Origin of the sequence: Actinomadura sediminis, from assembly GCF_042675525.1 — a bacterium.
GTDB lineage: Bacteria > Actinomycetota > Actinomycetes > Streptosporangiales > Streptosporangiaceae > Spirillospora > Spirillospora sediminis.
In genome coordinates this window covers 1-17767 of record NZ_JBHTJA010000082.1, presented here as the reverse complement: position 1 = coordinate 17767, position 17767 = coordinate 1, and the positions used below count along the sequence as shown (strand labels likewise).

The 17767-nt window shown below is 74.3% G+C and carries 16 protein-coding genes and 1 pseudogene; 7 read left to right on the top strand and 10 right to left on the bottom strand.

The window, feature by feature from the left end:
- Window positions 1–29: 29 nt before the first annotated feature.
- The 4 genes from map (at window position 30) to ACFQ11_RS28410 (ending at window position 3577) form a co-directional block, all read left to right on the top strand.
- Window positions 30–881 (top strand): type I methionyl aminopeptidase, encoded by an 852-nt coding sequence (gene map / locus ACFQ11_RS28425; protein WP_378304108.1) that lies wholly within the window; start codon window positions 30–32, stop codon window positions 879–881.
- Window positions 882–954: 73 nt separating this feature from the next.
- Window positions 955–1644, top strand: coding sequence for a ComEA family DNA-binding protein (locus ACFQ11_RS28420; protein ID WP_378304106.1), 690 nt, complete (start codon window positions 955–957; stop codon window positions 1642–1644).
- A 20-nt stretch (window positions 1645–1664) separates the two neighbouring features.
- Complete coding sequence (locus tag ACFQ11_RS28415; RefSeq protein WP_378304104.1) at window positions 1665–2714, top strand: DNA polymerase ligase N-terminal domain-containing protein; 1050 nt, start codon at window positions 1665–1667, stop codon at window positions 2712–2714.
- Window positions 2715–2851: 137 nt separating this feature from the next.
- Window positions 2852–3577: a metal-dependent hydrolase gene (locus ACFQ11_RS28410; RefSeq protein ID WP_378304102.1), complete on the top strand. Its 726-nt coding sequence runs from the start codon at window positions 2852–2854 to the stop codon at window positions 3575–3577.
- Between the two features lie 239 nt (window positions 3578–3816).
- On the opposite strand, the gene ACFQ11_RS28405 is transcribed toward ACFQ11_RS28410, so the two are convergent.
- The 3 genes from ACFQ11_RS28405 to ACFQ11_RS28395 are packed head-to-tail and all read right to left on the bottom strand — an operon-like array spanning window position 3817 to window position 6610.
- Entirely contained in the window at window positions 3817–4392 is a 576-nt protein-coding gene (locus tag ACFQ11_RS28405) for a hypothetical protein (protein ID WP_378304100.1), read from the bottom strand.
- On the bottom strand, window positions 4389–5921 hold the full coding sequence (locus tag ACFQ11_RS28400; protein WP_378304098.1) for an ATP-binding protein: 1533 nt from the start codon (window positions 5919–5921) through the stop codon (window positions 4389–4391). Before ACFQ11_RS28400 ends, ACFQ11_RS28405 begins: the two co-directional genes overlap by 4 nt.
- Window positions 5918–6610 carry a response regulator transcription factor gene (locus tag ACFQ11_RS28395; RefSeq protein ID WP_378304096.1) on the bottom strand — a complete coding sequence of 231 codons (693 nt, stop codon included), beginning with the start codon at window positions 6608–6610 and terminating at the stop codon, window positions 5918–5920. Before ACFQ11_RS28395 ends, ACFQ11_RS28400 begins: the two co-directional genes overlap by 4 nt.
- Window positions 6611–6711: 101 nt before the next feature.
- Between ACFQ11_RS28395 and ACFQ11_RS28390 the strand changes: the two genes are divergently transcribed.
- Window positions 6712–8418, top strand: a complete 1707-nt coding sequence (locus tag ACFQ11_RS28390) for a hypothetical protein (protein ID WP_378304094.1) — start codon at window positions 6712–6714, stop codon at window positions 8416–8418.
- A 13-nt stretch (window positions 8419–8431) separates the two neighbouring features.
- Here the strand turns inward: ACFQ11_RS28390 and ACFQ11_RS28385 are convergent, their stop codons facing one another.
- The 7 genes and pseudogenes from ACFQ11_RS28385 to ACFQ11_RS28355 form a co-directional block, all read right to left on the bottom strand.
- On the bottom strand, window positions 8432–9526 hold the full coding sequence (locus tag ACFQ11_RS28385) for a baeRF3 domain-containing protein (RefSeq protein WP_378304092.1): 1095 nt from the start codon (window positions 9524–9526) through the stop codon (window positions 8432–8434).
- Window positions 9527–9645: 119 nt separating this feature from the next.
- Window positions 9646–10305 (bottom strand): response regulator transcription factor, encoded by a 660-nt coding sequence (locus ACFQ11_RS28380; RefSeq protein WP_378304090.1) that lies wholly within the window; start codon window positions 10303–10305, stop codon window positions 9646–9648.
- A complete protein-coding gene (locus ACFQ11_RS28375; RefSeq protein WP_378304088.1) occupies window positions 10302–11534 on the bottom strand; it encodes a sensor histidine kinase in 1233 nt (410 codons plus the stop codon). Before ACFQ11_RS28375 ends, ACFQ11_RS28380 begins: the two co-directional genes overlap by 4 nt.
- 90 nt (window positions 11535–11624) lie before the next feature.
- Entirely contained in the window at window positions 11625–13730 is a 2106-nt protein-coding gene (locus tag ACFQ11_RS28370; RefSeq protein WP_378304086.1) for a cytochrome c oxidase assembly protein, read from the bottom strand.
- Entirely contained in the window at window positions 13727–14005 is a 279-nt protein-coding gene (locus ACFQ11_RS28365; RefSeq protein ID WP_378304084.1) for a hypothetical protein, read from the bottom strand. The genes ACFQ11_RS28370 and ACFQ11_RS28365 overlap by 4 nt, the downstream gene beginning before the upstream one ends.
- A gap of 148 nt (window positions 14006–14153) precedes the next feature.
- Entirely contained in the window at window positions 14154–15452 is a 1299-nt protein-coding gene (locus ACFQ11_RS28360; protein WP_378304082.1) for a helix-turn-helix domain-containing protein, read from the bottom strand.
- Between the two features lie 14 nt (window positions 15453–15466).
- Window positions 15467–15775, bottom strand: a pseudogene (locus ACFQ11_RS28355) (PucR family transcriptional regulator); the annotation flags it as partial.
- A 214-nt stretch (window positions 15776–15989) separates the two neighbouring features.
- Between ACFQ11_RS28355 and ACFQ11_RS28350 the strand changes: the two are divergent.
- Window positions 15990–17435, top strand: coding sequence for an NCS2 family permease (locus ACFQ11_RS28350; RefSeq protein ID WP_378304080.1), 1446 nt, complete (start codon window positions 15990–15992; stop codon window positions 17433–17435).
- Between the two features lie 125 nt (window positions 17436–17560).
- A partial coding sequence (locus ACFQ11_RS28345; RefSeq protein ID WP_378304077.1) for a glycerate kinase occupies window positions 17561–17767 on the top strand: 207 nt, incomplete at its 3' end.

Genomic DNA, 17767 nt, shown 5'->3' with positions numbered 1-17767 from the left:
CCCGGTCGCGCTGACTACACTCCTTTACCATGACGACCCAGCTTCTCCGGCCCGGCAATGTTTCTCCGCTGCGGAAGGTGCCCGCGCACATCCCACGCCCGGAGTACGTCGGGAAGAAGCGCCCCAAGACCGGCGAGCCGGACGTCAAGTCGCCCGAGATCATCGAGAAGATGCGGGTCGCGGGGAAGATCGCGGCGCAGGCGCTCGAGGAGGTCGGCAGGCAGGTCCGACCCGGGATCACGACGGACGAGCTCGACCGGATCGGGCACGAGTTCATGCTCGACCACGGGGCGTACCCGTCCACGCTCGGCTACCGGGGGTTCCCGAAGTCGCTGTGCACCTCGATCAACGAGGTGATCTGCCACGGCATCCCGGACGACACGGTGCTGCGGGACGGCGACATCATCAACGTCGACATCACCGCGTTCATCGACGGGGTGCACGGCGACACCGACGCGACGTTCCTGTGCGGGGACGTGGCGGAGGAGTCGCGGCTGCTGGTCGAGCGCACCCGGGAGGCGATGATGCGGGGCATCCGCGCCGCGAAGCCGGGACGGGCGCTGAACGTGATCGGCAGGGTCATCGAGTCGTACGCGAAGCGGTTCGGGTACGGGGTGGTGCGCGACTTCACCGGGCACGGGATCGGGACGACGTTCCACTCCGGCCTGGTCGTCCCGCACTACGACGACCCGAAGGCGACCACGCTGATCGAGCCGGGGATGACGTTCACGATCGAGCCGATGCTCACGCTGGGGAGCTTCGACTACGACATGTGGGACGACGGCTGGACGGTCGTGACGAAGGACCGCAAGCGGACGGCCCAGTTCGAGCACACCATCCTGATCACCGACGACGGCAACGAAATCCTCACCCTGCCGTGAGGCTCCGCGCCTCCCGAGCGCCCCATCGCCTAGAGTCGGATCAACGTCGCACCCGGCCCCGGGAGTCTCCTGGATGAACGAGCCAGCGCCGTACGAGCCGAGGGTTCCGTCCGACAGCATGCCGCCGGGACGGGCGGCGCTGAGCGTGACGTGGGCGGCGCTGCCGTTCCTGTCGCTCGGGTACGCGACGCCGTTCACGTTCGCGGCGGCGGCGCTGTGGCGGCGGAGCCTGCACCTGCTCGTGTCGTCGGGCGTGTACATCGGCGCGTTCGTGCTGATGCTGTACCTGCTTCCCGAGATCGGGAAGGACGAGGGGACGCAGCGGACCGTGGGCCTGCTGATGTTCGTGCTCGCGATCGTCGGGTGCGGGCACGCGTTCGTGATCCGGCGGCGGGTGTTCGACCCGCACGGGCTGTCGGGCGTCGACAACGCGGCCGTGGTGGAGCGGGTGAAGCGGCGGCGGCTGCTGCGCGAGAAGGCGCGCGAGCTGGCCGCGACGGACCCGGGGCTGGCGAAGGAGCTGCGGATCGGACGTCCGGACCTGCCGCGCCAGTACAACGACGGCGGCCTGGTCGACGTCAACCACGCCCCGGCGAAGGCGCTGACGCTGCTGCCGGGGATCACGCCGGAGCTGGCCGAGCGGATCGAGCGGGTGCGGGCGGAGACGGGCGGGTTCATGTCGGCGGAGGAGCTGTCGGCGGTCGCGGGGCTGCCGCCCGACCTGACCGGCGATCTGCTCGACTACACCGTCTTCATCCGCTGACGCCGGGTATGCAGGGGGACGTGAGCCCCAGCAAGCCGAAGAACGCGAAGCCGAAGAACGCGGGAGCGTCCGGCCCGGACCGGCTCGCCGAGTACCGGGGCAGGCGCGCCGCCGGGCGCACCCCCGAGCCCGTCCCCGGCGAGGGACCGCTGCCGCGCGGGGACGACGACACGTTCGTCGTCCAGGAGCACCACGCGAGCAGCCTGCACTGGGACCTGCGGTTCGAGCGGGACGGGGTGCTGGTGTCGTGGGCGGTGCCGAAGAGCCTGCCGTGGAGTCCCGCCACGAACCATCTGGCGGTGCACACGGAGGACCATCCGCTGGAGTACGCGACGTTCGAGGGCGAGATCCCCAAGGACGAGTACGGCGGCGGCAAGGTGATCATCTGGGATCGCGGGACGTACGAGACGGAGAAGTGGAGCGAGCGCGAGGTCAAGGTCGTCGTGCACGGCTCGCGGGTGTCGGGCCGGTACGTGCTGTTCCGGACGCGCGGCGACGACTGGATGATCCACCGGATGGACCCGCCCGCCGACCCCGAGGCCGAGCCGCTCCCGGAGTCGCTGCCGCCGATGCGTCCGGTGCGGCGCGCGCGGCTGCCCCGGGCCCAGGACGACTGGGCGTTCGAGTTCGCGTGGGGCGGGCGGCGGCTGCTGGCGTACGTCGAGGGCGGCCGGGCGCGGTTCACCGACGGGCGCGGACGGCCCGTGGACGGCCCGGCCCGCGCGGGCACCCGGCTGGGCGCGGAGCTGGGCGCCCGGCCCGCGGTGCTGGACGGGGAGCTGGCCGTCGTCGAGGGCCGCGAGACGTACATGATCTACGACGTGCCGCACCTGGACGGGCGTCCGCTGCTGGACGTCCCGTACCGGGAGCGCCGCGAGCGGCTGGACGGCCTGGGGCTGTCGGGGGCGCTGTGGCAGACGGCGCCGTGGTTCCCGGGCGACGGCGACGCGGTGCGGGAGGCCGCGGCCGCGCAGGGGCTCCCGGGGGTCCTCGCCAAGCGGCTCGACGCCCCGTACCGGCCGGGCGAGGAGTCGGACGCGTGGCGGTTCGTCCCGTCGCCCGCCCGGTAGGCGCGACCGGGAACCGCCCGCCGCCGTCCCGCATCAAACGGACGTAGCCCCCTCTTCGGCGCGTCGCCGCCTAAAACGATCAAGAGCGGGTTAGAGTCCGCCCCGGACGGCCGATGCGGAAGGCGGGACAACGGCTCATGATGGGCAGGACGCACGCCCTGAGCGGCGCGCTGGCGTGGCTCGCGGTCGTGCCGGTGATCAGCCGGGAGGAGTGGATCGGCGAGTACGCCGTGTCCCTGTCGGTCGAGCAGGTCGCCGCGGGCGCGGTGGTCTGCGCGGGCGCCGCGCTCCTGCCCGACATCGACCACCACAACGGGCGCATCGCCAACACGTTCGGGCCGATCACCAAGCACATGTGCAAGTGGATCGGGAAGATCTCGGGCGGGCACCGGCAGGCGACCCACTCGCTGCTGTTCGCGATCGGCATCGGCCTCGCGATGGACGCCCTCGCCACCCACGTCGTGTACGCCTGGTGGGCCTGCCTGTTCATGATCGTCGGCCTGGGGCTGCGCGGCGTCGGCCTCGACTTCGAGGGCAAGGAGCCGCAGTCGGCGCTCGCCGACTGCGCGCTCGCCGCCATCGCCGTGTGGCTGATGCACGACCTCGACATGAGTTTCGTGGGGTTCGCGGTCGGGCTCGGCTGCTTCGCGCACGTCGTCGGCGACTGCCTGACGCCGCGCGGCTGCCCGGTGCTGTGGCCGTTCTCGTGGCGGACGTCCGTCCCGCTGATCCCCCGCACCGACGGGAAGGTCGAACGCTGGGTGGTCATGCCCCTCCTCAGCGTCGGCATCGCGATCCTCGCCGTCCGCTCGATCATCGGGGACGCCGCGGTGACGTGGATGACGGCCGGACGCGGCGGCTGACGGGGGCTCGGCCCCGGCGGTGATGATCCCGGTCGGGCGGACACCGCAGCCCGAGGTGACCGGAACGGCCGCGAGCAGAGCGGCCATGGCCCGTTCCCCCAAGGCGCCTCCTTGCCGTTCGAGATGAGCTTCGCGGGAAGTTCGCGGTCGGGCTCGGCCGCTTCGCGCACGTCGTCGGCGACCGCCCGACGCCGCGCGGCCGCCCGGTGCCGTGGCCGTCCTCGTGGCCGTCCGGTCGGTCACCGGGGACGCCGCGGTGACGTGGACGACGACGGGCCGGCCTTGGGCGGCCCGGCGAACAGGTCGGCGTAGTCCTCGCACGCCAGCGTCCGGACGGCCGTCACCGGCACGACGACCGGCTCACCACTCTGGGGGACGTTCCAAAGCTGGACGCGCTCGATGCCCGGCAGGGCCGCCGCGGTGCAGGCGATCTGCGCCTCGGCCGGGCGCGTCCAGGACACCGGCCGGCCGCGGTCGTCCCCGCGCGGCACGATGATCAATTCAGAGACGTCCTCACCTGGCATCACACCGAAACCGCGGATCTCCAAAGGGCGGGAGACCTCGGTACGGAACCCCTGCTCGCGTTCCTGCGGGGTCGGGGGAACCGCGAGCTGCGTGATCGGCAGGTACGGATGGTCCGGCAGGCCCGGGCGCAGGACAGCGGCGACCTTCCCGTCCCGCACCAGGTAGACGGTGATCGTGTCGCCCCGCCCGCCGGCGCGGGGCTTGTCCCCGGCGGCGACGGTCCCGGTCGGGCGGATGCCGCAGCCCGCGACGAGCAGGACGGCGGCCAGCAGGGCGGCGGCGCGGCTCATTCCCGCCCTCCGTCCTCGCCGGGCCGTCCGGCCGGCAGCCACAGAGTGAACACCGCTCCCCCGCCCGGCCGGTCGGCGGCGTCCAGGGTTCCTCCGTGCAGCATGGCGTTCTCTCTGGCGATGGACAGGCCGAGGCCGCTGCCCTCGCTGGCGGCGCGGGCGGCGTCCGCCTTGACGAACCGGTCGAAGATCGCGTCGCGCAGGCCGTCCGGCAGGCCGGGGCCGCGATCGGTGACGGTGACCTCGATTCCGGCCCGCCCGTCCCGGTCCGCCGCCCCGAACCGCACGGACACCGGCGGGCGGCCGTGCCCGAGCGCGTTCCCGACGAGGTTGGCGAGGACGACGTCGAACCGGCGGGGGTCGAGGCGGACGGACAGGCCGGCGGGGCCGGTGACGGCCACGTCGTCCGTCCAGCCGCGCGCGTCGAGGGCCGCCGCGACGGCCTCCGCCGCGTTCACGTCGTCGAGGACGAGCGCCGCCTTGCCCGCGTCGAACCGGCTGATCTCGATCAGATGCTCGACGAGGGCGCCGAGCCGGCGGGTCTCGGCGACGACGAGCCGGGCCGCGCGCCCGTCTCCGGACGCGGCCGCGGCGTCCTGCGCCAGCACGTCCGTCAACGCGATCATCGACGTCAGCGGGGTGCGCAGCTCGTGCGAGACGTCGGCGACGAACCGGCGGGACGCCGCGTCCATCGCGCGAAGTTCGGTGACCGTCCGCTCCAGCGCCTCGGCCGTCCCGTTGAACGTGCGGGCCAGGTCGGCGAGTTCGTCCCGGCCGCGCACGTCCACGCGCGTCTCCAGGTCGCCCTCGCCGAGGGCGCGCGCGGCGGCGCCGAGCCGCCGCACCGGGCGCAGCACCCCGCGCGTGGCCAGCAGCGCCAGGACGAGCGCGCACGCGAGCGCGCCGCCGTCGGCGATCAGCAGCGCGCGGGTGAACAGCTCCAGGTCGTCGGCTTCGCGGCTCAAGTCCACCGAGACGAACACCATCGGCGGCGTCGTGCGCTCCGGGTCCGTCTCAGTCGTCGCGTAGCCGGTCACATGGGCGCCGACCAGCAGGTAGGGGGTGCCGTTCCGGACGACGCGCCGGTACACCATCTCCTTCAGCGCGCGGCGCGCGAACTCCTCGTCGACGGGCACGTGCAGCGTTCCGGGATCCGGGACGTTGATCGGCCCGCCCGGCAGCACGGACACCCACACCGCCTTCCGCCGCGCCGCGGAGGGCGTCCGCTCGTCCGGCGGAGGGGGCGCCTCGACGGACTCCGGCGGCCCGGGCCGGCCGGTCAGCGCGTCCACGAGGCGTTGCCCGAGCAGGTGGCCCGAGTCGGGCGGGGACGCCTTCGGAACCTGCCGGGTGAGCGTCCCGCGCACGTCCGCCAGCACCGCGTCCTGGACGCGTTCCAGCATCATGCGGCGGTACAGCACGTAGGAGATCCCGGACGCCAGGACCGACGCCAGCAGCGCCACCGCGAGGAACGCCGCGGCGAGGCGGGCCCGGAGCCCGGTGAACGGCCGGAACGCGCGGACGGTCACGGCGCGGCGAACCGGTAGCCGAAGCCGCGGACGGTCTCGATCAGGCGGGGCTCGGCGGGCTCGTCCTCGATCTTGGCGCGGACGCGTTGCACGCACGCGTCGACGAGCCGGGAGTCGCCCGGATAGGTGTGCTCCCAGACGGCGGCGAGCAGGTGACGGCGGGTGAGCGCGTGCCCGGGGCGCCGGGTCAGCTCCAGCAGCAGCCGCAGCTCGGTGGGGGTGAGCCGCAGGTCCGTCCCGGTCTTGGTGACCTTCAGTGCGGTCCGGTCGATGACGAGGTCGCCGTGGACGGAGTGGTCGGCGGCGGTGGCGCGTTCCGTGCGGCGCAGGACGGCGCGGATGCGGGCGTCCAGGACGCGCGGCTCCACGGGCTTGATCACGTAGTCGTCCGCGCCCGCCTCCAGGCCGAGGACGACGTCGAGGTCGTCGCCGCGCGCGGTCAGCAGGATGACCGGGAGGCCGGACCCCCCGCACACCTCGTCGCGGCGGATGCGGCGGCACGTCTCGATGCCGTCGATCCCCGGGAGCATCACGTCCAGGATCGCGATCTCGGGGCGCAGCGCGCGGAGCGCGTCGAGGCCGTCCTCGCCGGTCGCGCGGGCCGTGACGCCGTGCCCCTGACGGGTGAGCGCCATCTCCAGGCCGACGCGGGCGGAGGGGTCGTCCTCGACCAGAAGGATCTTCGCCACCCGGTCATTATCGGGCGGCCGTCCGGGCGTTCGGCCCCATGTCACGAGATCCGGACATTTCACAGACAAGATCACGAACTGGCGCCCGGAGCGTGGTGCGCATGGCGTTCGTGATCGATGTCCGGCCGTCCGAGCCGTCCGCTCCTCCGCGGGACGGACGGCGGCGGCCCGCGCTCCCCTGGCTGCTCGTGTTCGGCTTCCTGGCCCAGGTGAGCATCCGGCTGTGGTTCGCGCGCGGACGCACCGGGCCCGTCGCGAACCCGGACGAGACCGGGTATCTCGTCGCGGCGCGGTGGCTCGCTGGCGGGCCCGGCGGCGATCTGTCCGGGTTCACCTTCTACCAAGGGGGCTACCCGCTGCTGCTGGCGCCCGCGTACTGGTTCTCGCACGACCCGGTGACGGTCTACACGATCGTCATGGCGATCAACGCGGTCGCCGGGGCGGCGCTGTTCCCGCTGGGGTACGCGGCGGCACGCCGGTTCGGGCTCGGGCCCCGGGCGGCGTTGCCGGTGTCGTTCGGCGCCGCGCTGCTGCCCGCGTCGACGTTCTTCGGCGCGTTCGCGCTCACGGACGCGGTGCTGCCGACACTCGTCCTCGGCTGGCTGCTCGCGCTCGACCGGTTCGCGCGGCGGGGCCGGGTCCCGGACGCCGTCCTGGCGAGCCTCGTCGTGGCGTACGCGTCCGCCGTCCACACACGCGGGGCGGTGCTGCTCGCCGTCCACCTCGCGGCGCTCATCGCCCTCCGCAAGGGGCAGCGCGGGACGGTCGCGGGCCTCGCCGCCGCCGCGGCGGGGTACGCGCTCGGCGCGGCGGGCAACGCGCTGCTGCGGGACGCGCTGTATCCGGGCGGCGCACGCGATCTCGGGGGCATCCTGACCGACCGGCTCACCACGGCGGACGGGCAGGCGTGGGCGCTGTCGGGCGCGGCCGGGCAGCTCTGGTACCTGATCGTGTCCACGTGGGGACTGGCCGGGATCGGGCTGGTGGCGGTGGCGGCGGTGCTCGTGCGGCGCCGCACGCCCTTCGCCGAACGGGTCATGGCGGCCGCGGCGCTCGCCGCCGTCTGCGGCATCGCGTACGCGGCCTCGGCGGCGCTCCCGGACGAGCACCGCGTGGGCAACTTCGCGTACGGGCGCTACCTGGCGTGCACGGCGACGGTGTTCGCGCTGGCCGGCGCGGCGGCCCTTCTGCAGGCGCGGCCCCGGACGACCGCGGGCGCCGCCGGGGGCGCGGGCGTCCTCCTCGCGGGGACGGCGCTGTGGGTCCACGGGTACGCGGGCGAGCGGCTGCGCACCCACGCGTTCATCGGGTTCGACTTTCCCGAGGTCACGTTCCTCACCCGGGACCGCGCGGCCCTCGACCTCGCGGGGGCGTCGCTCGCGGCGGGCGCACTGCTGGTCGCGTTCGCCGTGCTCGCCCGCCTGCCGCGCCCGGCCGTCCTGGCGGGGCTCGCGCTCGCCGCGACGAACGCCGCCGCGCTGGTCTTCCTGTTCGGCCCGTCCCCCGAGCGGGCCCGCCCGGCCCCGCCGCTGCCCGGCCCGGCGGCGGGCGGGGTGGTCGCCGACCGGTCGCTGCACTGGGCGGTCAAGGTCCGGCTCCGGTATCCGGTGTGGTGGACGGACATCGGCTCGTTCGACGTCCGGTCCGGCCGCCCGCCCGCGCCCGGCGTGTGCACGGTCGTCGTGCCCCGGCCGGACGGGACGGCGCCCGGGGACACGTGGCCCGCGCACCCGCCCGGGTGGCGCCCGCACCCGGGCGCCGCGTACGGCATCGGGTGGACGAGCTGGCGCGGCCCGTCCTGCGGCTGACGGGCCCGCGGGCTCAGAAGCGGGTGACCAGGGCGATGCGGTCGTGGTCGACGAGGAAGCCGTCGGAGACGAACGTCACCTCGCCCCCGTACTCCAGCGTCGTCTCGATGACGTGGTCGACGACGTCGTCGACGACGTCCGCGCCGTGCAGCACGCCGGGGCGGCCGTCCACCGGGACGAGCCCGCCGTCGCCGCGGATCGCGGGCGCGTAGTAGCCGCGCTCGACGACGAGGTGCTCGCCGCGGCCCTGCTCGACGAGCCGGACCACGTCGCAGAGCCCGGCCGCGTACCGGTCGATGCCGCGGGCCGCCTCCAGCTCCGACAGCACCCCGACCTCGCGGAGGTCCTCGTAGGCGGCCAGTGCGGGGCGGGCCGCCTCGATCAGCGTGCTCGGCGAGGCGCCCTCGAGGCTGCCGTCCACCCGCCCGGCCACCCGGACGTGCGGCCCGGCGACCTCGTCGAAGAACGCCTGGTGGCGGGTGACCCCGGCGACGATCAGCGGACGGTCGTCCCGGGCGAGGACGCGGTCGAGCGCGGCGGCGACGTCGCGCATCGCCCGCCGCTGCGGTTCGTCGCCCGAGCCGGCGGCGCGGCGCGACCGGTGGCCGGACGCGACCTCGTCGAGCGGCTCGGGCTCGACCGGGAACCCGCCCGCGGCGCGCTCGGTCAGCTCGTCGCCGCGGCCGTCCCAGAGCCGGGTGCGCTGGTCGGACAGCGTGAGCAGCCAGTAGCGCGGCGTCCGGGTGAAGGCGGCGACGAGGTCGCGGGTGGCGAAGCCGCCGTCCACGATCACCCGTTCGTCGACCGGCTGGTCGATCGCGAACGCGTGGTGCTCGCCGTCCGGCGCGGCGAACAGGACGAGGCCGTCCGCGGCGTGCCGCAGGTCGACGCCGTCCGCCGCGCGTTCCAGGCCGCGCACGACGTGGTCGGCGGCGTCGGCCGGGACGCGGTCGTCGGCGTACAGCCGCCGCCGCGCCTCGGCCAGCAGGTTCCGCAGCCGGATCGGGTCCTGCCGGTTGCCCGGGGCGGCCCGGTGGGTCGGCATCAGCACCGACACCGCCGGGTAGGCGCGGGGCTTGCGCAGCTCGGCGAGAGTGACAGCGTCCATGATCCCCCGATCATCAGGTCATCGCACTGGATGACTCTTTTGTAACGATTCGGGGGTAAATCAGGCGTAAGGGGCGGTTGAGTTTCGTGCAGCGCGTCGAACGTCACACCCCCGCCGGGTCAGCCCGGCGAGATGAAACCCGTCTCGTAGGCGAAGATGACCGCCTGCGTGCGGTCGCGGGCCTGCAGCTTCGCGAGGACGTTGCCGACGTGCGTCTTCACCGTCTGCGGGCTCACGTACAGCTCCGCCGCGATCTCGGCGTTCGACCGTCCCTTGGCCATCAGCCGCAGCACGTCCGACTCCCGCTCGGTGAGCCGGACGTGCCAGCGCGCGCCGCCCGGCCCGCCGCCGCGGGACGCGCCGTGCTCGGCGGCCAGCGCGCGGATCGCGGCGGGGAACAGCAGGGTGTCGCCGTGCACCACCATCCGGATCGCCTGCAGGATCTCCTCCGGGCGCGTCCGCTTGAGCAGGAACCCGTGGGCGCCCGCCTTGAGCGCGTCGTAGACGTACTCGTCGTTCTCGAACGTGGTCACGACGATGATCCGCGGCGGCTCGGGCATCGTCGACAGCAGATGCCGGGTCGCCTGGATGCCGTCGAGCTCCGGCATCCGCACGTCCATCAGGACGACGTCGGGCCGCAGCCGGGACACCGCGCCCGGCACCTCGGACCCGTCGGACGCCTCCCCGACCACGGCCAGGTCCTCCTCGGCGTCGATGATGGCGGCGAGCCCGGCCCGGATCAGCCGCTCGTCGTCGACCAGCAGCACCTTGATCGTCATGACCCGGACCTTAGCGGCAGCGACACCCGGAAGCACCAGCGTTCGCCGTCCGGTCCGGCGCTCATCTCGCCGCGCAGCACGGTGACGCGCTCGCGGACGCCGCCGAGGCCGCGCCCGCCGCCGTGGTCGGCGCCGGCGCCGCGCGCCGCGCCGAGCGGGTTGCTCATCTCCATCTCCAGCCGGTCCCCGGCGACGCCCAGCCGCAGCCGCACCGGCACCTTCCCCGCGTGCCGCAGCGCGTTCGTCAGCCCCTCCTGGACGATCCGGTACGCCTCCCGCGACACGGCGGCGGGCACCGCCTCGACCTCGGGGCCGATCCGGGCGTCTAGCGTCACACCGGCGATCCGCGTCTGCTCCAGCAGCCGCCCGAGGTCCTTCAGCGTCGCCTGGGGCGCCGGACGGGACGGGTCCTCGCGCAGCAGCCCGAGGACGTGGTCGAGGTCCTCCAGGGCGGCCCTGGCGGACTCCTCGATCGCCGACAGGGCCTCCCGCGCGAACCCGGGGTCGCTGTCCAGCACGCGTCCCGCGGCGCCCGCCTGGAGCGTCACCACGCTGAGCGCGTGCCCGACCGAGTCGTGCAGCTCCCGCGCCAGCCGGTTCCGCTCGGCGAGCTTGACCGCCCGGGCCTCCACCGCGGCGAGCCGCTCGGCGGCGGACGGGCCGAGGAACACCGGCGCGAACCGCGACAGCAGCGCGCCCGCCGCGACGATCAGCGCCAGCAGCGCGACCAGCGACCCGAGCCCGATCAGCGGGCCCGGCCACTGCGGCCAGTCGCCGCGCCACCCCCAGGCGTCGATGAACTGCTCGTCCCACCGCACGACGGGGGCGAGGAGGGCGACGAACGCGAACGGGGGCACGGCCAGGCTCAGCCCGCTGATCACCACGCCGACCGCCAGGTGCAGCGAGAACCACGCCGCCGTCCGGCCGCGGCTCTCCCACGAGCGCGCCGGGCCGGGTTCGAGATCCTTCGCCGGTCCCTCGAGCAGCTCCCGGGCGAGGGACGTCTCCAGCATCCGCACCGTCGGGACGAGCCCGGTGACGAGCGTCGCGGCCGTCGGCAGCACGACGAGGGACAGGACGAGGACGACGTACGGGTTCCCGATCGGGATCAGCGGGGTGAGCGAGACCGACAGGAACCAGTACGGCATCAGCAGCGCGCCGCCCACCACGAGGTGGGACCAGCGCCGCCACGTGGTCCGCCGAACCAGCGGACGCAGCACACCGATCACACGTCGATCCTGGCAGAACGCGGTGCGCCGCTCCTCCCCCGCGCGGGGGACCCGGCGCCGGACCCGGCCGGGGCGGGCCGCCGGAGCGGGTCAGGCGTCGCCGCCGCGCTCCCCCGCGAGCCGGTCGCGTTCGGCGAGCTTGGCGAGGCGCGCGTTGTAGGCGGCCAGCTCGTCGTCCTCCGCGGGGGCCCCGGCCGCGGCCCCCGCCTTGGCGGCGCGGTCGGCCTTGCGGTCCTCCCGGCGGGCCTGCCGCTGGTCGTCGGAGTACCACTGGATCGCCAGGACGATCAGGACGATGAACGTCGGGATCTCGCCGAACGCCCACGCGATCGCCCCGCCGGTGTGCTGGTCCTGCAGCAGGGTCGTCCCCCACGGCGGGTCCACCGCGTTGTACCAGCCCTCGGCGATCGGGCGGCTCAGGTTCATCAGCGCGATCCCGAAGAACGCGTGGAACGGCATCGTGACGAACAGGAGCAGCAGGCGCCCCGGGTAGGGCAGCCGCTTGGGCGCCGGGTCGACGCCGAGCAGCACCCAGAAGAACAGGAACCCGGCCAAGAGGAAGTGGACGGTCATCGCGATGTGACCGAGGTGGTTCTGCATCAGCGACTGGAACAGCGGCGTGAAGTACAGCGCGAACGTGCTCGCGACGAAGATGATCGTCGCCGTCGCCGGGTGCGCGATGAACGCGGAGTACCGGCTGTGCAGCGCCGCGGTCAGCCACTCGCGCGGGCCCCGGTCGCCGCGGATCCGCGCGGGCTTCAGCGCGCGCAGCGCCAGCGTGATCGGCGCGCCCACGACCAGGAAGATCGGCGTCAGCATGTTCAGCGTCATGTGCTGCGCCATGTGCACGCTGAACAGGATCGACGCGTACCGGGCGACGCCCGTCTGGGTGGCGAGCACGATCGTGAGCACCCCGACCAGCCAGAAGGCCGTCCGCCACATCGGCCAAGAGTCGCCGCGCCGCCGCAGCCGCACCACGCCCGCGAGGTACACGCCGGCGAGCACCAGGGCCAGAGCGGCGAAGAACAGGTCGAACCACCACAGCGTCGCCAGCCGTCCCGCGGTGATCGGCGGCGGCATCTCGTAGCCGAGCAGTGTCCGGACGGCGCTCTCGGTGCCGGTCGGCGCGGGCGGCGCGGTGCTCGCCAGCGCGACGGCGAGGCCCATCGTGCCCGACATCACCGCGACCTCGACGCCCGCGAGCCGGGCGAACGCCCGGTTCCGCACGCCGCGCGGCCTGCGTTCGTCCAGCGCGGGCAGCGTCCGCTCCCGGTGCCACCAGCCGAACCAGCCCAGCGCCCCGAACGCGACGATCTTGGCGAGGGCGAGCCGGCCGTAGTTCGTCGTCACCAGCTCGGCGGGGTCGGGCATCCGCGCGACGACGTTCAGCATCCCGCTCGCGCCGACGACGATGTAGCACCACAGCGCCATCCGGCTGAACCGCCCGGCCATGACCGGCAGCCGGCCCCGGCGCAGCAGGGCGTGCGCGGTGACGACGGCGAGGCCGCCGACCCACGGCGCGACCGCCGCGACGTGCAGCGCGACGCCCGTCACCGCGATCGCGTGGTTGGCGGAGGACGCCGAGTGCCCGGTGAGCGGCGCGGGCAGCAGCGCGACACCGGCCATGGCGAGCAGCCCGATCGCGGCGGCCGGCGTGGTCGTGGTGCGCGCGAGCAGCGCGACGACGACCGCCAGCAGCACCACGATCATCAGCGCGGTGCCCTGCTCCAGCGACCCGACGTAGCTGCTCAGCTCGCTGCCGGTGAGCACCTGCCCGACCGGTTGCCCCAGCACGTCCGAGACGGTGAACACCAGCGTGGCGGCCGCGCCGGCGGCCCACCCGGCGGCGAGCCACGACGCGGCCCGCAGGTAGCCGACGGCGTCCCGCGACAGCGTCCCCGTGCCCGCCGCCGCACCGCCCCGCCGGGTCTCCAGCGGCAGCAGGACGGACGCCGCCAGCAGCGTCCCGATCGTCAGCGCGGACGCCAGGTCCATGACGGTGCGGGAGATCGGCAGCCCCCACCGGGTGAGCGTCCCGGCGGTCGCGATGCCGGGGATGATCTGCTCGGCGACGGCGCCGCCCGCGACCAGCGCGACGGCGAGGACGCCCATGCCCGCGGCGAGCGCGATCGCCGCGGCCCGCACCAGCGCGGGCACGCCGCCGCGCGCGTCCCGCGCGTCCGGCCCGCCGCTCATCGCGGCCCGCCCTTGCCGTGCTCGCGGGTGTGCCTGCGGGTCGCCCGGGACACGATGGCGAGGCCGATGCCGACGCCGATCAGGACGCCGACGCCGATGATGATCCACGCGACGACGCCCGATCCGGAGCCGTCCGCCGCGCCGCCCGCCGGCCGCGTGCCCGCCAGGGCGGGACCGGTGGTGAGGACGCCGAGGGCTGCGGCGAGGGCCGTGACCAGGCCGATCCGCGCCGCGGCCGTTCGGCGGCGGGGGGCGCGGGGGTTGCGGAGCTTCATGGGGTGCCGGGATCTCCAGGAGAGCGACGGGGCTCCGTCTACCCTACTTAGAGTCCGCCGTGACCCCTACTCACCCCGCACGGCCGCCTCCGGAGCGCTCGGTCGCGGGGTCGGGCGGCGGCCGCGCAGGTGTTCAACGCGATCGGGGCTACACCCCCGCGCAGGTCAGGGCGCGGCGGTACGCGGCCATCCGGGCCTCGTCGGCGGGGCCGGTCTCGGCGAGCACCTCGGCGAGGTCGAACCACGCCTGGGCGGCCTCCCGGGACGCCTCCATCTGCTCCAGGCAGGTGGCGGCGCGGGTGAGCGCCTCGGTCGCGCGCTCGCGCCGGCCCAGCTTCAGGCACGCCTCGCCGAGGACGGTCAGCGCCCCGGCGGCCGCGCGGCGCGGGGCGTCCCCCAGCAGGTCCAGGGCCTCCTCGGCGAGCCGCACCGCCTCCCCCGGACGGCCGAGGACGGTCTCGGCGCGGGCGAGCTCGGTCAGGCACCAGGCGACGTCGATCTCCCCGGCGGCGCCGACGCCGCCGTCGCCGCGGACGCGCGCCAGCAGGTCGCGGGCGCGGGCCGCCTGCTCCGGGCGGGCGCGCAGCAGCAGGCCCGCGTAGCCGACCCGGATCCGGTCGAGGTCGCGGGGGTCCTCGCCGTCGCCGGCCAGCATCAGCGCCCGCTCCGCGAGCTCGACGCCCTCCTCGTAGGCGCCGCGGATCTCGGCGACGTAGGCGGCCTCGCCGTAGGCGAGCATCCGGGCGCGCGGGCTGCCGATCCGCTCGGCGCGCTCGACGAGCTGCCCGGCGAGCTGCCGGGCCCGGACGAGGTCGCCGCGTTCGACGAACGCGGCGAGCAGCGCGGCGCCGAGGTGCACGGCCGCGTCGGTGGCGTCGGCGCCGGTCGCGATGAGGTGCCGCAGCGCCCCCTCCGCGGCCTGGACGCCCGCGCCGGCGTCGCCGCGCTCGCGCAGGCAGCGGCTCAGCGCGACGTGCACGCGGGCCCAGTGGTCGAGGTCGTCCTCGGCGGAGACCTCCTCGGCGAGCGCGACGAGCCCGGCGATCGCGTCCTCCAGCTCGCCCGCCGCCTCCAGCGCGAGCGCGTGGCCCCAGCGGGCCTGGTGCAGCATGTCCGGCAGCGCGATGGCGTCGGCGCTGGCCAGCACCTCGGCGTACCGGGCGCGGGCCTCCTCGGCGGCGCCGTTGCGCAGCGCGATCTCGGCGTAGTCGAGGGTGACGCGCAGCTCGTCCACGACGTCCTCGCTGACCCCGCTGACCAGGTACGTCGCCGAGCAGTTCAGCTTCGCGGCGAGCAGCTCGACCACGCTCGGCGCGGGCACCCGCTTGTCGCTCTCGATCAGCGAGATGTAGCTGTCGGACAGTTCGGGGAAGGCGAGCTGCGCCTGGCTGACGCCCTGCCTGATCCGCAGGGCGCGGATGCGCTGCCCGAGTGTCTCGCGATCCATCGTGTGACCACCGCCTACCGGGTTCTCGCCGGCTGCGTCGCGCGCAGGGCGAGGAAGAAGTCGACTCGATCTTCCAGTGTGCCGAGATCCCGGCCGGTCAGGTCCTCGATTCGCCGGATTCGGTACCGAAGCGTGTTCACATGGACGTGCAACCGGTTCGCCGTCCGGCTCCAGGAGCCCGAGCAGGCGAGGAAGACCTCGAGGGTGCGCAGCAGTTCGGCGCCCCGGGCGCTGTCGTACTCCTCGAGGGGGCCGAGCAGCCGGTCGCGGAAGGACCAGCGCGTCCGCTCCGAGACCTCCGCCAGCAGCAGCGCGTAGGTGTCGGGGTTCCCCGCGCCCATCGACTCTGGCATTCGCACCAGGGCAGGCTATAGCGCAGCAAAGCCGTCACGCAGCGCAGTCCCGCTCCGCGCGGCCGGAACTTCACGGCAAAACCGCCTTCGCATCGGTGGTGCCACCGCCCGGGCCGCGGGCGGCGGCGGCTAGCCTGTGCTCGCACTTTTCCGAGATGACGCTGCTGGAGGCTGAGCCCGCGCCATGTCCGATTCCCCTGCCGCAAAGGCCGACGATTCACCGCCCACGGGCGGGCGCGGGCCGCTCGATCGGTTCTTCGACCTCACCGGGCGCGGGACGAGCGTCCCGCGCGAGCTGCGCGGCGGCGTCACCACGTTCTTCGCGATGGCGTACATCATCCTGCTGAACCCGATCATTCTCGGCGGGGCGAAGGACGTCAACGACGCGACGCTGTCGATCCCGCAGCTCACCACGATGACCGCGCTGTCGGCGGCGATCGCGACCGTGCTGATGGGCCTGGTGGGCAACGCGCCGCTCGCGCTGGCCGCCGGCCTCGGCATCAACGCGGTCGTGGCGTTCCAGGCCGCGCCGGTGATGACCTGGGAGCAGGCGATGGGCCTGGTGGTCATCGAGGGCGTGATCATCGTGATCCTGGCGCTCACCGGGATCCGCCAGCGGATCATGAACGCGATCCCGCTGGCGCTCAAGCACGCCATCGCGGTCGGCATCGGCGCGTTCATCGCGCTGGTCGGCCTGTACGACGCGCACTTCATCAGCTCCAGCGACACGAGCCCGCCGCTGGCCCTCGGCGTGGGCGGCCGGCTGGACTCGTGGCCGACGCTGGTGTTCGGCCTGACGCTGCTGCTGATGATCGTCCTGTACGTCCGGCGGGTGCCCGGCGGCATCCTGATCAGCATCGTCGTCGGGACGGTCGTCGCGGTGATCATCCAGGCGAACACGACGATCGCCGAGGGCGGCTGGGGCGTCGTCACCCCGGACATGCCGGACGAGCTGTTCGCCATGCCCGACTTCTCGCTGTTCGGCCAGGTCGACGTGTTCGGCGGGTTCGCCGAGGCCGGGGTGATCACCGCGCTGGTCGTGCTGTTCACGCTGGTGCTGTCGGGGTTCTTCGACGCGATGGGGACGATCCTCGGCGTCAGCGACGAGGCCGGCCTGGTGTCGGAGCGCGGCGACGTCCCGCGACTCGGCCGCATCCTGTCGATGGACGGCGTGTCCGCCGCGTTCGGCGGCATCACCAGCTCGTCGGCCAACACGGTGTTCGTGGAGTCGGCCGCGGGCGTCGGCGAGGGCGCCCGGACGGGCCTGGCCAACATGGCGACCGGCGCGCTGTTCGCCGTCACCCTGTTCCTGACCCCGCTCGCCGCGGTGGTGCCCGCGCAGGCCGCGGCGCCCGCGCTGGTGGTCGTCGGCTCGCTGATGATGATGCAGGTCGCCAAGATCGACTGGGACGACCTCGAACTGGTGATCCCGGCGTTCCTCACGATCGTGCTGATGCCGTTCACGTTCTCGATCACCATCGGGATCGGCGGCGGCATGGTCGCCTACGCGGTCATCAAGATCGCCAAGGGCAAGGCGCGCGAGGTGTCGGTGTGGCTGTGGCCCGTGGTGGTGCTGTTCCTGCTGTTCTTCACGATCCACCCCATCGAGACCTGGCTTGGCGTCCGCTGACGCCGGAAGGCCGCACCTCTCTGCGCATTTGAAAGTCTCGCCGCGCGTTCCGGGTGTCAAATGATGCCGTCATCGCGTAAGCAGAAGGTGAGACCTTACCTCCCGGCGTGAAAGTGTGGCTGCCTGTGTCCGCGGACCCACCCTCCGAACCCTCCCCGCGCGGTCACGTCCTGCTGGCGCCCGACCGGTTCCGCGGCGCGCTCACGGCGGCGGAGGCGGCGCGGCACCTGGCCGCCGGGCTGCGCCGGGCGCGGCCGGACGTCCCGGTCGTGCAGCTGCCGGTGGCCGACGGCGGCGAGGGCACCGTCGACGCGGCCGTCGCGGCGGCCCGC

Excerpts from the sequence above, each read along its gene's own strand:
- ACFQ11_RS28360 (WP_378304082.1), bottom strand. The coding sequence starts at position 15,452 with ATGGATCGCGAGACACTCGGGCAGCGCATCCGCGCCCTGCGGATCAGG.
- ACFQ11_RS28410 (WP_378304102.1), top strand. The coding sequence starts at position 2,852 with ATGATGGGCAGGACGCACGCCCTGAGCGGCGCGCTGGCGTGGCTCGCG.
- ACFQ11_RS28405 (WP_378304100.1), bottom strand. The coding sequence starts at position 4,392 with ATGAGCCGCGCCGCCGCCCTGCTGGCCGCCGTCCTGCTCGTCGCGGGC.
- ACFQ11_RS28380 (WP_378304090.1), bottom strand. The coding sequence starts at position 10,305 with ATGACGATCAAGGTGCTGCTGGTCGACGACGAGCGGCTGATCCGGGCC.
- ACFQ11_RS28385 (WP_378304092.1), bottom strand. The coding sequence starts at position 9,526 with ATGGACGCTGTCACTCTCGCCGAGCTGCGCAAGCCCCGCGCCTACCCG.
- ACFQ11_RS28370 (WP_378304086.1), bottom strand. The coding sequence starts at position 13,730 with ATGAGCGGCGGGCCGGACGCGCGGGACGCGCGCGGCGGCGTGCCCGCG.
- ACFQ11_RS28390 (WP_378304094.1), top strand. The coding sequence starts at position 6,712 with ATGGCGTTCGTGATCGATGTCCGGCCGTCCGAGCCGTCCGCTCCTCCG.
- map (WP_378304108.1), top strand. The coding sequence starts at position 30 with ATGACGACCCAGCTTCTCCGGCCCGGCAATGTTTCTCCGCTGCGGAAG.
- ACFQ11_RS28420 (WP_378304106.1), top strand. The coding sequence starts at position 955 with ATGAACGAGCCAGCGCCGTACGAGCCGAGGGTTCCGTCCGACAGCATG.
- ACFQ11_RS28350 (WP_378304080.1), top strand. The coding sequence starts at position 15,990 with ATGTCCGATTCCCCTGCCGCAAAGGCCGACGATTCACCGCCCACGGGC.
- ACFQ11_RS28365 (WP_378304084.1), bottom strand. The coding sequence starts at position 14,005 with ATGAAGCTCCGCAACCCCCGCGCCCCCCGCCGCCGAACGGCCGCGGCG.